The organism is Xanthomonas sp. CFBP 8151 (assembly GCF_011761885.1).
Lineage (GTDB): Bacteria > Pseudomonadota > Gammaproteobacteria > Xanthomonadales > Xanthomonadaceae > Xanthomonas > Xanthomonas arboricola_B.
Window position 1 is genome coordinate 1,047,730 of sequence record NZ_JAASQZ010000002.1, and the last position, 11,521, is coordinate 1,059,250.

Annotated in this window: 13 protein-coding genes; 4 read left to right on the forward strand and 9 right to left on the reverse strand. The window is 66.6% G+C overall.

Annotation, left to right across the window (positions count from 1 at the left end; translation table 11 throughout):
- Positions 1 to 41: 41 nt before the first annotated feature.
- On the forward strand, positions 42 to 770 hold the full coding sequence (locus tag FHT08_RS12460; RefSeq protein WP_016902036.1) for a helix-turn-helix domain-containing protein: 729 nt from the start codon (positions 42 to 44) through the stop codon (positions 768 to 770).
- Between the two features lie 77 nt (positions 771 to 847).
- Positions 848 to 1,195 carry a VOC family protein gene (locus FHT08_RS12465; RefSeq protein ID WP_026064205.1) on the forward strand — a complete coding sequence of 116 codons (348 nt, stop codon included), beginning with the start codon at positions 848 to 850 and terminating at the stop codon, positions 1,193 to 1,195.
- Between the two features lie 118 nt (positions 1,196 to 1,313).
- On the opposite strand, the gene FHT08_RS12470 is transcribed toward FHT08_RS12465, so the two are convergent.
- The gene (locus FHT08_RS12470) at positions 1,314 to 1,946 is read right to left on the reverse strand and encodes a TetR/AcrR family transcriptional regulator (RefSeq protein WP_104538913.1); all 633 of its coding nucleotides are present in this window, start codon (positions 1,944 to 1,946) and stop codon (positions 1,314 to 1,316) included.
- A 101-nt stretch (positions 1,947 to 2,047) separates the two neighbouring features.
- On the opposite strand from FHT08_RS12470, the gene FHT08_RS12475 reads away from it, so the two are divergent.
- Positions 2,048 to 3,103, forward strand: coding sequence for an MBL fold metallo-hydrolase (locus tag FHT08_RS12475; RefSeq protein ID WP_166775251.1), 1,056 nt, complete (start codon positions 2,048 to 2,050; stop codon positions 3,101 to 3,103).
- Positions 3,104 to 3,269: 166 nt separating this feature from the next.
- Here the strand turns inward: FHT08_RS12475 and lepB are convergent, their stop codons facing one another.
- The 5 genes from lepB to arfB form a co-directional block, all read right to left on the reverse strand.
- A complete protein-coding gene (gene lepB, locus FHT08_RS12480; RefSeq protein ID WP_104538915.1) occupies positions 3,270 to 3,896 on the reverse strand; it encodes a signal peptidase I in 627 nt (208 codons plus the stop codon).
- 325 nt (positions 3,897 to 4,221) lie between these two features.
- Positions 4,222 to 6,411 carry a peptidyl-dipeptidase Dcp gene (gene dcp, locus FHT08_RS12485; RefSeq protein ID WP_166775252.1) on the reverse strand — a complete coding sequence of 730 codons (2,190 nt, stop codon included), beginning with the start codon at positions 6,409 to 6,411 and terminating at the stop codon, positions 4,222 to 4,224.
- Positions 6,412 to 6,519: 108 nt separating this feature from the next.
- Positions 6,520 to 7,536, reverse strand: coding sequence for an isoaspartyl peptidase/L-asparaginase (locus FHT08_RS12490; RefSeq protein ID WP_166775253.1), 1,017 nt, complete (start codon positions 7,534 to 7,536; stop codon positions 6,520 to 6,522).
- 98 nt (positions 7,537 to 7,634) lie between these two features.
- Positions 7,635 to 8,264, reverse strand: coding sequence for a lysophosphatidylcholine acyltransferase (locus tag FHT08_RS12495; RefSeq protein WP_166775254.1), 630 nt, complete (start codon positions 8,262 to 8,264; stop codon positions 7,635 to 7,637).
- Positions 8,265 to 8,266: 2 nt separating this feature from the next.
- Positions 8,267 to 8,698, reverse strand: coding sequence for an alternative ribosome rescue aminoacyl-tRNA hydrolase ArfB (gene arfB / locus FHT08_RS12500; RefSeq protein WP_104538917.1), 432 nt, complete (start codon positions 8,696 to 8,698; stop codon positions 8,267 to 8,269).
- Positions 8,699 to 8,791: 93 nt separating this feature from the next.
- Here arfB and FHT08_RS12505 point away from each other — a divergent pair, with 93 nt between their 5' ends.
- Positions 8,792 to 9,337, forward strand: a complete 546-nt coding sequence (locus FHT08_RS12505; protein ID WP_104539011.1) for a DUF2059 domain-containing protein — start codon at positions 8,792 to 8,794, stop codon at positions 9,335 to 9,337.
- A gap of 243 nt (positions 9,338 to 9,580) precedes the next feature.
- Here the strand turns inward: FHT08_RS12505 and FHT08_RS12510 are convergent, their stop codons facing one another.
- The 3 genes from FHT08_RS12510 to FHT08_RS12520 form a co-directional block, all read right to left on the reverse strand.
- Complete coding sequence (locus FHT08_RS12510) at positions 9,581 to 10,351, reverse strand: pseudouridine synthase (protein ID WP_166775255.1); 771 nt, start codon at positions 10,349 to 10,351, stop codon at positions 9,581 to 9,583.
- A 76-nt stretch (positions 10,352 to 10,427) separates the two neighbouring features.
- The gene (locus tag FHT08_RS12515; protein WP_166775256.1) at positions 10,428 to 11,015 is read right to left on the reverse strand and encodes a class I SAM-dependent methyltransferase; all 588 of its coding nucleotides are present in this window, start codon (positions 11,013 to 11,015) and stop codon (positions 10,428 to 10,430) included.
- An 11-nt stretch (positions 11,016 to 11,026) separates the two neighbouring features.
- A complete protein-coding gene (locus FHT08_RS12520; RefSeq protein WP_166775257.1) occupies positions 11,027 to 11,521 on the reverse strand; it encodes a cupin domain-containing protein in 495 nt (164 codons plus the stop codon).

Below are 11,521 nucleotides of genomic sequence, written 5' to 3' on the forward strand. Positions count from 1 at the left end.
CGCCGAGCAGCACCGCATCCACTTCTTGGCACAACGCACTGATGTCCGACCTTTCCGAGTCCTGTTATGCCGAAAGCCCGGCACCGCCGGCATTACGCACGCAGCTGCAGTGCAGTTGGCGCTTTCGCCAGGGCACGGCCACGATGGACCCCGTGCTGGTATTGCCCGATGGCAGCGTGGATCTGATCTGGGATGGCACGCTGCTCCTGGTTGCCGGGCCCGATCGCACGGCCGCCATGGCAGCGCTGGCACCGGGCAGCGCGCTGGCCGGGGTGCGCCTGGCGGCGGGTGCGGCGGCCGGCCTGTTGAAGCTCCCGCTGCACGCCATCGCCGGCCAACGGGTCGCACTGGAATCGCTGTGGGGCGTGCGAGGCCGCACCTGGCAATACCGCCTGGAAGACGGCGCCGACCCGCTGCACACCTTGCAGGCGCTCTGCCGACAGCACGGCACATCGCAAGACCGGCAGATGGCGTGGCTGTTCGATCGATTGACCGCCGGCAACCCTGCGCGGCTGAGCGACTTGACCCAGGTGATGGGTCTGAGCGAACGCTCGCTGCGCCGCCGCTGCCAGGATGCCTTCGGCTATGGCAGCAAGACACTGGAGCGGGTGCTGCGTCTGCAGCGCTTCTTGCGTATCGCCGGCCAGCACCGCAGCCTGACCGACGCCGCGCTGCATGCCGGTTACGGCGATGCGCCGCATCTGGTACGCGATGCGCGCCAGCTCACCGGCCTGAGCCCGCGCGTGTTGGTACAGCGCCACGCACGCTGAGTTGGCCGTTTTCGCCAAGCCAGGCGCGCGCGCCGATTGCATGCTGTGCCTCCACTTCCGCAGGACGCCACGCCATGATCGACAACGCGCCGCAGCACCGCATCGATTACCTCGAATTCGCCGTTGACTCGATCGCCATCGCCAAGGCGTTTTACGGGCAAGCCTTCGACTGGACGTTTCAGGATTACGGCCCGGATTACTGCGAATTCCGCGACGGCCGCCTGACCGGCGGCTTCTTCCACGGCCCCGCCCAGCCCGGTGGTGCGCTGGTGGTGCTGGCCTCCGACGACCTCGCCCATAGCCAGGCACGCATCGAAGCGGCGGGCGGGCAGATCACGCAACCGGTCTTCGCGTTTCCCGGCGGGCGACGTTTTCATTTCACCGATCCGCATGGCTATGCGCTGGCGGTGTGGTCGAAGGACTGAGCACCCAGCACGCGCAGGCTGCAACGGCATGGGTTGCGCAGGCAGCGCGGTGCAGAACGTCTCGGTTGCAGCTGCAGTGCTGCGGCAGACATGCACCTGGCATGCGCATGGCGTGCCATCACTCGCGCCCGTACCGACCCAGGAACATCGCCACCGCCGATTCGGCCACCTGGGTGCGTTGCTGCGGCGACAACGGCGGCTGGCCCATGGCGATCTGCGGCCAGAACGCGAAACCCTTGATCAATGCCTGCAGTTGCTGCGCACCGACGTCCGGCTCCACGCCCGCCAGCCGGCCGTCGGCCAGTGCGGCGCGCACCCAGGTGGTGGTGCCTTCCTCCTTGCTGCCCAACTGCGCGATCAGCGCGCGCGCGCGCTCGGGCGAATGGATGCCTTCGGCGATGGCGACACGCGACAGGTCGATAAATGCCGGGTCGTCGAACAGGTGCAGCTTCTGCTGCAGCAGCTGGATCAGCTGCGCGCGCAGCGGCTGGTCGGGCCGGTAGACCAGATTCACCGCATCGGCGCTGCGTTGCCACAGCCCGCGCAGGATCTCGCCGAACAGCGCGTCCTTGCTGGGAAAATGGTTGTAGACGGTACGCTTGGACACGCCCGCGGTGGCCGCCACGCGGTCCATGCTGGTGGCCTCGAAGCCATGCTGGCGGAACTGGGCAATGGCCGCCTCGACGATGGCGTGGCGCTTGCGGTCGGTCAGCCGCAGCGGCGCAGCCAGGGGAATCGATGCAGTCGACATCGGGCCATTTTACACCGGACAGTTTACTTTTCGCGGAATAAAACTACACTGACCAGTGTAACTTACTCCTGCTGTCATTCCCTGCCTCGGTCGGACTTTCCATGGCTACCTCTCGCCCTTCCCCTTATGCCGATTCACCGCAGTTTCGCGGTGGCCGGTTCCGCAATGCATTGCCGCTGCCGACCACCGTGCTCAGCCTGAGCAAGCAGATCGGTCTGATGTGGACGCTCCTCTTCGACAAGCCCAGCACCACGGTGCCGTCCGCGCCGCTGCCGGTACAGCCGCTGACACGCGCGCAGTTGCTTGCCGCGCCCGATCGCAGCCTGTATCGCCTGGGCCATTCCACCGTGCTGATGAAGCTGGCCGGTGGCCTGTGGCTGACCGACCCGGTGTTCTCCAGGCGCGCCTCGCCGGTGCCGTTCGCCGGGCCCAAGCGCTTTCATGCGCCGCCGATCGCGCTGGACGAGCTGCCGCCGCTGGCCGGGGTGATCCTCTCTCACAACCATTACGACCATCTCGACCGCGCCAGCATCCGTGCCCTGGCCGACCGCGTCGGCGTGTTCGTCGCGCCCCTGGGCGTGGGCGATTTGCTGGTGCGCTGGGGCGTGGACCCGACCAAGGTGCGTCAGCTGGACTGGTGGGACGCGATCACCGTCGATGGCCTGCGACTCACCGCCACCCCGTCGCAGCATTTTTCCGGACGCGGCTTGTTCGATAGCGGGCGGTCGCTGTGGTGTTCCTGGGCGATCCAGGACCGCGAGTTGCGCGTGTTCTTCAGCGGCGACGGCGGTTACGGCCCGCACTTCAAGACCATCGGCCAACAGCTCGGGCCGTTCGACGTGGCGCTGATCGAAAACGGCGCCTACGACCAGCAATGGCCGCATGTGCACATGCAGCCGGAGCAGAGCCTGCAGGCCTACCTGGACATTGGCGGGCAGACCCTGCTGCCGATCCACAACGGCACCTTCGACCTGGCCATGCATGCGTGGCAGGAACCGCTGGACCGGATCGTGGCATTGGCCGACAGCGCCGGCGTTGCACTGGCGACGCCGCGCATGGGCGAGCGGGTGGATCTGAATGCGCCCGGCAATCGCCTGCGCTGGTGGCGGCAGGATGCTGCGACGCAGGCGTCCGATGGCTTGGTGGCGACGCGCTAGCCCGATACATGGCGCCGCCGGCGCATGCGCGGCGGCGTTCGCGTTGCCCTGCGTCATTGCCATCGCAGCAAAGTGCGCGATAACCGCCGGGAAAACCCTGCTTTGCTTCGCTAGCGTAGGGCGCTAACGCCGTCGCTCCTGCTGGCGTGTAAGCGCAGACCACGCATCACAGGCGTTGCCACTCCAGCCCTTGGCCACGCCGGTAATACACCGCCACCGCCTTGCCGTAGACGGCCGGCGCATCGACCAATCCGAAGTAACGTCCATCCAGGCTGTTGCCGCGGTGATCGCCCAGCATCAGCAGCTTGCCGGGCGGCACAGTCAGCCCGACGATGTTCGGGCCGCCGCCATTGCCGAGATTCAACTGCGCCAGGTGCGCCCCAAAACGTTCGGCATCGCCGCCCTCCGCTCCCAGCGGCTTGTCGTTGATCTGCAGATGGCCGTCGATCAACCCGACCCGGTCGCCTGCCACCGCCACCACACGCTTGATCAGGCGTGTGCCATCGCGCGGCGAATCGAACACCACCACCTCGCCACGCTGCGGTCGATCGCCATCGACGAGGATGCGGTTGCTCAACGGCAGTCGCCAGCCGTAGGCATGCATGTCCACCACCACGCGATCGCCCGGCTCCAGGGTGGGCTGCATCGAGCCGCTCGGCACCTGGTAGTGATTGGCGAACGAGGAACGCGCCGCGGTCATCAGCACCAGCAGCACCAACAACGGCAGCAGTTCCCTGCGCGACCAGTGCGCGGCGCGTTGCAGACGTGAGGCCGCCGGAGGGACTTGGCTCATGAGGCACCTGTTGGTTTGAAGGGTGACGGGCGATACCCGATGAAGATGCGCCTACGCGCCGGGCGGGCGGAAGTGACGAAAGGCATGGCACCAGCTGGGTCGTTACTTCGGATGCTGCCTGGGTGGCTGCCCTGCTGTCGCCAGTGCCGCTGCCGGGTGGCGGTTCAAAGGCAACAGCAAAGCACCATCGCCAAGGGCAGTCGCAACACCATCACCTGACCCGCCATCAAAAAAAAACGGGATGACGCGAGGCCATCCCGTTCGATTGCTGAGTGCGGCGATTACACGTGCATGCGCCAACGACGCAGGCGCGTCACCCAGTCGCTCACTCCGTCAGGCCGCGATTTTCCAGCAGCGCCTTGACGCTGGGATCCTTGCCGCGGAAATCGCGATACAACGTGGCCAGATCGACGGTGTTGCCGCGCGACAGGATCTTGGCGCGGAAGATGTCACCGTTCTTGCGGTTCAAACCGCCGTTTTCCTTGAACCATTCGAACGCATCGTCGTCGAGCACTTCCGACCAGAAATACGCGTAATACCCGGCCGAATAACCGCCGCCCCAGATGTGGTCGAAATAGCTGCTGCGATAACGCGGCGGCACTTCGGCCAGGTCCACCTTGAAGCGCTTCAAGGCATCGGCTTCGAACTTGCTCACGTCCTGCAGCGGCGCGCTGGCCGGCTGGGTGTGCCAGGCCAGATCGAGCAGCGCGGCCGACAGGTACTCGGTGGTGGCGTAGCCGCTGTTGAAGGTCTTGGCCTTCTTGATCTTCTCCACCAGCTCGGCCGGCATCGCCGCGCCGGTCTGGTAATGCTTGGCGTAGTTGGCGAAGACCTTGGGATCGGAGGCCCAGTGCTCGTTGAACTGCGAGGGGAACTCGACGAAGTCGCGCGAGGTGCTGGTGCCGGCGATCGAGGGGTACTTCACCTTGGAGAACATGCCGTGCAGCGCGTGGCCGAATTCATGGAACAAGGTGGTGACATCGTCAAAACTCAGCAGCGCCGGCTGGCCGGCGGCCGGCTTGGTGAAGTTGCAGACGTTGTAGACCACCGGCTTGGCGCCGCTGAGGCCGTCCTGCTCGACAAACACATCCATCCAGGCGCCGCCGGACTTGCTGTCACGCTTGAAGTAGTCGGTGTAGAACAGCGCCATCGAGGTGCCGTCCGCGTCGAACACTTCATACACCTTCATGTCCGCGTGATAGGTCGGGATGTCGGTGCGCTGCTTGAAGGTGATTCCGTACAGCTGCGTGGCCGCGTAGAAAACGCCATTCTGCAGCACGTTGTCCAGTTCGAAATACGGCTTGATCTGTGCCTCGTCCAGGTCGTACTTGGCCTTGCGCACCTGCTCGGCGTAGAAGTCCCAATCGGAAGCGGCGAGCTTGAAATCGCCGGTCTTCGAATCAGCGCGCTGCGCGTCGATCACCTTCTGCATCTCGGCCACCTCGCGGCGTGCCTTGGCGGTGGCGGCCGGCACGGTGTCGGTCAGCAGCTTGAGCGCGGCGTCCGGGGTCTTGGCCATCTGGTCGCCCAGGCTGTAGGCGGCGTAGGTGTCGAAGCCGAGCAGCTTGGCCTTTTGCGCGCGCAGCTGCGCTAGGCGCTGGATGGTCTGGCGGGTGTCGTTGGCATCGCCCTTTTCCGCGCGCGTTTCCGACGCCTTGAGCACCTCGGCGCGCAGCTGGCGGTCCTTCAGCGAGGCCAGCACCGGCTGCTGCGTGGTGTTCTGCAGGGTCAGCAGATACTTGCCGTCGAGCTTGCGCGCCTTGGCCGCATCGGCGGCGGCGGCGATGTCGCCCTCGCTCAGGCCGTCGAGCCTGGCCTTGTCGTCCACCACCACCGCACCGGCAGCCGAGGCGGCAACCAGACGGGTGTGGAACTGGGTGGAGAGCGTGGTTTCTTCGATATTGAGCTTGCGCAGGCTGGCCTTGTCGGCATCGGACAGCTGCGCACCGGCGCGTACCAGCTCTTCGTAGTCGCGCTCGACCAGACGCTTCTGCTCCGGCTCCGGCTCCAGGTTCAGCGTGTCGCGTTGGTCGTAGATCGTCTTGACGCGTGCGAACAGCTTGGGGTCGAGATTGATCTCGTCCTGGTGCGCAGCCAGCTTGGGCGCGATCTCTTCCTGGATCTTCTGGCGTGCGTCGCTGGTGTCGGCCTGCACCAGGCCGAAGAAGATGCGCGACACGCGCGTGAGCGTTTCGCCGCTGCGTTCCATCGCCTCGATGGTGTTGTCGAAGCTGGCCGGCTCGGGGTTGTCGGCGATCTTGCGGATGTCGGCCAGGTGCAGGCGCATGCCTTCTTCGAAGGCCGGCAGGTAATCGGCGTCCTTGATCCTGTCGAACGGCGGGGCCTGGAACGGCAGCGTGCTGGCGCTCAGCAGCGGGTTCGGCGCGGCATCCGCGGCCGGGGTGGTGGCGGTCTTTTCGGGCACGGTGGTGGACTCCTTACCGGACGAATCTTTTCCAGAACAAGCAGCCAGTGCCAGGGTGATGGCAGCGGCCAGAACGACGGTACGCGACATGGCGTGTGATTCCTGAGTGGGTAGCGCAGCCGGTCACGCTAGCGGGTTTTCGCAGCGTCGGCATGTGCCGTTGGATTGGGGGGCTGGGTGCGCTTGAGGAGGCGTGTGCTACAGCGTCTCGTCCTTGAAGATCGCCACGTGCGGGGTACCGTCTGCGCCGATCCAGCCGCGGTACATGCCTTCGGTATTGAACGGGAATGCGGCGTTGCCCTGCGCATCCAGCGCGATGGCGCCACCGTCGCCGCCGGCCTTGGGAATCTCCTGGTCGATCACCGTGTCGGCGGCCTGTTGCAACGACTGCCCGGCGTATTTCATGCGTGCGCAGATGTCGTAGGCGGCCACCGCACGGATGTAGAACTCGCCCCAGCCGGTGCCGGACACCGCGCACTGGCTGTTGGCATAGGTGCCGGCGCCGATGATCGGCGCATCGCCGACGCGGCCGTAGCGCTTGTTGGTCATGCCGCCGGTGGAGGTGCCGGCGGCCAGGTGGCCGGCGCGATCCAGCGCCAGCGCGCCCACGGTGCCGAAATGCTTGGCGGTTTCCAGATCCAGTTCGGCCTGCGCCTGACGGTCGCCGGCTTCGGCCTTGCGCGCTTTCTGCAGCTGTTGCCAGCGCTTGTCGGTGCGGAAATAATCCGGGTCGACCAACGTGACGCCCTGCTCGCGCGCGAACTGTTCGGCGCCGTCACCGACCAGCATCACGTGTTTGGAATGGTCCATGACGCTGCGCGCCAGCTGGATCGGGTTCCTGACCGTGTGCGCACCGGCAATCGCGCCGGCCTTGCCGGTGGCGCCGTCCATGATTGCGGCATCCAGTTCGTTCTTGCCGTCGTGGGTGAACACCGCACCGCGCCCGGCGTTGAACTGCGGCGCATCCTCCAGCACGGTGATGGTGGCCGCCACCGCATCCACCGCACTGCCGCCACCTTGCAGCACCGCGTGCCCTGCGCGCAGCGCGCGTTGCATCGCCTCGCGCGCCTGCGCCTGTTCCTCGCTGGAAAGGCTGGATTTCTCCACCCCGGCGCCGCCGTGGATCACCAGCATCGGCGTGGCCGCCAGCACAGGACCGGCAGCGAGCAGGAGGGAGAGCGACAAACACAGTGCGCGTGCGGACAAGCCCATCATGGTGTTTCCTCGATGGAGGTAGCGAGGTGCCCGGCGGCGCCAGTCATGAATGCAGTGGACCAGCAGCGACACAACCTTTCAGCCGCGCGGCAGCATCTTCACAGCGTGTCGCGATGCTTGCCACGCCACGGCCGGTACCAGGTGCGGATGGCGGCGATATCGGCGGCCATGTCGGTACCGGTCCAGAACGGCTCGCCGATACCTACGGTCTTGCTGGGGTAGTCGAAATACACCGGCAGGATCGGCACCTTGGAATCGGAAGCGATCTTCCAGAAGCCGGCCTTCCAGTGCTCCACCCGCTTGCGGGTGCCCTCGGGGGTGATCACGTACCACATCTGTTCGGAATTGCGGATCAGCCGCACCGCCTGGCCGATGGTGCCCTGCGGCGAGCTGCGGTCCAGCGGGATGGCGCCGAGTTTGCGCAGCAGCGGGCCCAGCGGCCACCAGAACAGTTGCGCCTTGCCCAGCACGCGCACATCGAAGCCCAGCGCGAACTTGGCCGCAAAGCCCAGGAAGCCGTCCCAGTTGGACGAATGCGGGGCGACGATCATCACCAGCTTGGGTTCGTCGGGCAGCCGCCCGAGCAGGCGCCAGCCGGTCAGACGCAGTGCCGTGCGCCCCAGCCAGCGGCCGAAGCGGCCGTGCGCGCGTGGCATTTGGGGTGGAGAGGGCTGCAGCAGGATGTTGGCCTGTGTTACCGGTGGCAACGACGGGGCGGTGTGACTCACGCTTACTCCCAGTGGGACGCAGAGCGTCCACGCTTGATATGGCTGCGCTCACGCTTGGCATCCAGCCGCCGCAGCTTGGCACCATGACTCGGTTTGGTGGCGACCCGGCGCTTGGGCACCGACAGGCAGGCACTGATGATCTCGACCAGCCGCTCGCGCGCATCCTCGCGGTTGCGGTCCTGGGTGCGGAAGCGCTGCGCGTCGATCACCAGCACGCCATCGGCGGTCATGCGCCGGTCGCGCCGCGACAGCAGCCGCGCGCGCAGGGGTTCGGGCAACGACGGCGACCCGGCCACGTCGAACCGCAGCTCCACCGCGGTGGAGACCTTGTTGACGTTCTGCCCGCCCGCGCCGCTGGCGCGCACGAAGCGCTCGACGATCTCGCTGGGCGGGAGCGTCAGGCTGGGGGTGATCTGGATCGGGTCGCTGGCCATCGGGCCGATTGTATCGGCACCGGCATGGACGCGCGCGCTAACGCCGGCTTCCCGTATGCTGCGGCCGGTTCCCCGACTGTGCAGGATGCTCCGATGACACCGCCCCGTTCCGTTGCCGCCGCCCGCGCCTTCGCGCGCCGCCTGATCGTGCTGGCCGCGCTGGCGCTGGCCACGCCTGCCGCGTTTGCGCAGGCGCCCAGCGATGCCGACATCAACCGCCTGCTGGCCGCCTCACGCGCGCAGACCATGCTGGACACGATGCTGCCGCAGATCGAGGCGATGCAGCAGCAACAGTTCGCCCAGCTCACCGCCCAGCGCCAGCTCGACGCCGACCAGCAGGCGCAGCTGCAGCGCATCCAGGAGCGCACCCGCCAGACCGTACGCAAGGCGCTGTCGTGGTCGGAACTGCGGCCGATGTATGTGGATATCTACAAGCGCTCGTTCTCGCGCGAGGACGTGCTGGCCATGGCCGAGTTCTACGAGAGCTCGGCCGGCCAGAGCCTGCTGGACAAGACCCCGGCACTGACCCAGAACCTGATGGGCGCGATCCAGCAGAAGATGCTGCCGCTGTTTGCCGACCTGCAGAAGGATCTGGAGAAGATCGTCAATGAGCCGGCAGCGGCACCGCAGAAACCCTGAAGGGCGGGGATGCGGGAATCGGGAATCGGGATTGGGGAATCGGACAGCGTGCCTGCTGCGGCGGTTGCTACTTGCGACGGTGGCGTTGATGGCGTTGACGATGATTGCGCCAACCCGCTTCTCCCACTCGCTGAGGGAGCGCTTGGCCCCTCTCCTGCGGGAGAGGGGTTGGGGTGAGGGTACGGTTGTGCGGATTTCCAGCAGATCGTGTGGGCTTGTTGACCGTCAGCCGCGCGCACCGCATCAAGCCGTCTGCACCACTCCCAGCGCGGCCATCTCCCACCCGAGCAACGCGCAGGCCTTGGAAAATTCCACATCCAGTGGTGCAGTGACGCTGATGCGCCGCCCATCGGCCGGATGCGGAAACCCCAACCGCTCGGCGTGCAGCAGCATGCGGTGGATGCCGAGCATGCGGAAGCTGCGGTTGTGCCGGCCATCGCCATGGCTGGTGTCGCCGAGCATGTGGTGCGACAGGTGTTTCATGTGCCGGCGGATCTGCCGGAACCGCCCGGTCTGCGGCTGGCAACGCAGCAACGCATAGCGCGAGGTGGCGAAGCCGGTGGACGAGATCTCCAGCTCGCCGGTGGCCAGCCGCTGGAAGTGCGTCACCGCCGGCTTCTTGACCGGCTTGCCGGGGCCGCCGTCCAGATCGTGGTCGACGATGAAGCGCTCTTCGGCCGGCCAGCCGCGGCACACGGTCAGATAGTCCTTCTCCAATTCGCCGGCCATCAGGGCCTTGCCCAGCGCGCTGGCGGCCTCGCGGTCGAACGCCAGCAGCAGGCAGCCGCTGGTCGCGCGGTCGAGCCGGTGCACCAGAAAGATCGGCCGGCCCAGCTGTTCGCGCAGGCGGTCGGCCAGAAAGTCGTCCTCCCCGCGCGCCAGCTTGCTGTCGTGGACCATCAGCCCGGCGGGTTTGTCGACGACGGCCAGGAGCTCGTCCTGGTAGAGAATCTGCAAATGCTTGGGGGAGGTGCTCACCGGCGCATTATCCGCGTCGTCGACACCGCATGCCACTGCGTCGCCACGCCGTATGGCGCATGCCGATCACGCGCCTTGAGACCTAAGGGCGTGGCAGCTCGGCGACGCACGCTCAGGCCGCGCCGCACACCGCCAGCAATTCGCCCTTGCCCACCGGCACCACGCTGCAGGTGACTGCCGGATCGTCAGCCAGCAGCGCGGTGAACGCCGCCAGTTCGTCGGCATGCGACAGCGCATTGTCGACCACCAGCAGGCCACCGCCGCGCAGCACGCGGCGCAGTGCCGGCCACCAGCGCACGTACTCGCCACGCGCCGAATCCAGGAACACCAGATCAATGCTGGCGCTGGCCGCCTGAGTCAGCCACGCACCACCGTCGTCATGCACCACATCCACCGACGCCGCCAAGCCGCTGCGCGCAAGCGTGGCCTGCGCCAGGGCCACCTTGTCGGCCGCAAGCTCCACCGTGGTGACGTGCCCACCGATTGCGGCGGCCGCCTCGGCCAGCCACAGCGTCGAATAACCGTTGGAGGTGCCGATTTCCAGAACGCGCCGCGCGGCGGTGGCACGTACCAGCACGGCCAGCAATTGCCCGGTGTCGGGCGTGATATTGAGCATGCGCCGGCCACGCGCCAGCTGCTGCGCATCGTTGTCGCTACCGAACCGTACCAGTTCGTCCTTCAGTGCCTGCAGATCGATCATCACCACCTCGCTCAGTACGGCGTGCCGTCCTTGTGCCGATAGGACCACTGCCCGTCTGCAGCGGTGACCAACATCAGATCGTCGTCCGGATAAGTGACGCAATCGCCGGCGCTGCGGTCGCCCACTTCCAGATACGTCACCGCCGCTTCGCTGCGATTGATAAGGCAATGCGCATCGCCGTCGCCCGCACGGAATCCGGCGCACATGCCCGGTTGCAGCATCTGCTCGCCGGCATTGGTCACCAGGCTCGGCGTGCCGCTGACGATGTAGACGAACTCGTCCTGCAACGAATGCCCGTGCCGCAACGCCGAGCGCGCGCCCGGCGCCAAGGTGGTCAAATTGACGCCGAAGTTGCGCAACCCGAACAGCGCACCCAGCGCGCATTTCTGACGGCCGTCCATCTGCGCAGCGAACGCCGGCGGATAGCTGGAATTTTGCGTGCGCGGCGGCGCATTGAGCGCGACGATCGGTGCGCCGGGTATGACTGCGTGGAATGCCTGGGGCAT

What these genes read in the sequence shown, in the direction of transcription:
- lepB (WP_104538915.1), bottom strand. Translation starts at nt 3,896, where the DNA reads ATGAGCCAAGTCCCTCCGGCGGCCTCACGTCTGCAACGCGCCGCGCAC.
- FHT08_RS12505 (WP_104539011.1), top strand. Translation starts at nt 8,792, where the DNA reads ATGACACCGCCCCGTTCCGTTGCCGCCGCCCGCGCCTTCGCGCGCCGC.
- FHT08_RS12515 (WP_166775256.1), bottom strand. Translation starts at nt 11,015, where the DNA reads ATGATCGATCTGCAGGCACTGAAGGACGAACTGGTACGGTTCGGTAGC.
- FHT08_RS12490 (WP_166775253.1), bottom strand. Translation starts at nt 7,536, where the DNA reads ATGATGGGCTTGTCCGCACGCGCACTGTGTTTGTCGCTCTCCCTCCTG.
- FHT08_RS12475 (WP_166775251.1), top strand. Translation starts at nt 2,048, where the DNA reads ATGGCTACCTCTCGCCCTTCCCCTTATGCCGATTCACCGCAGTTTCGC.
- arfB (WP_104538917.1), bottom strand. Translation starts at nt 8,698, where the DNA reads ATGGCCAGCGACCCGATCCAGATCACCCCCAGCCTGACGCTCCCGCCC.
- FHT08_RS12460 (WP_016902036.1), top strand. Translation starts at nt 42, where the DNA reads ATGTCCGACCTTTCCGAGTCCTGTTATGCCGAAAGCCCGGCACCGCCG.
- FHT08_RS12520 (WP_166775257.1), bottom strand. Translation starts at nt 11,521, where the DNA reads ATGCCCCAGGCATTCCACGCAGTCATACCCGGCGCACCGATCGTCGCG.
- FHT08_RS12470 (WP_104538913.1), bottom strand. Translation starts at nt 1,946, where the DNA reads ATGTCGACTGCATCGATTCCCCTGGCTGCGCCGCTGCGGCTGACCGAC.
- dcp (WP_166775252.1), bottom strand. Translation starts at nt 6,411, where the DNA reads ATGTCGCGTACCGTCGTTCTGGCCGCTGCCATCACCCTGGCACTGGCT.